This window comes from Microcoleus sp. POL10_C6 (assembly GCF_036701585.1).
Classification (GTDB): Bacteria; Cyanobacteriota; Cyanobacteriia; order Cyanobacteriales; family Microcoleaceae; genus Microcoleus.
The window spans coordinates 41,671-41,952 of the sequence record NZ_JAUBRB010000043.1 but is presented as its reverse complement, the minus strand read 5'-3'; the positions used below and the strand labels follow the sequence as shown (position 1 = coordinate 41,952).

The window sequence follows — 282 nt, the reverse complement described above, 5'->3', positions numbered from 1 at the left end:
CCAGAACCGATAGTCGAAAATCTACTCATTGTAGAAACAGTAGAGTCGCTAGAACATCCTCAACCAGAACCGATAGTCGAAAATCTACTTATTGTAGAAACAGTAGAGTCGATCGAGCCTTCTCAACCAGAATCCGAACCGATTTTAGAAACACCAAAGTCGAACCAACCTTCTCAACCAGAACCGGTTCTCGAAAATCTCGAAGTTTTAGAAACACCAAAGTCGAACCAACCTTCTCAACCAGAACCGGTTCTCGAAAATCTCGAAGTTTTAGAAACACCA

General features: G+C 42.2%; 1 pseudogene. It reads left to right on the top strand.

Annotation, left to right across the window (positions count from 1 at the left end):
• Window positions 1-282 (top strand): annotated as a pseudogene (locus QUA34_RS21495) (hypothetical protein); the annotation flags it as partial.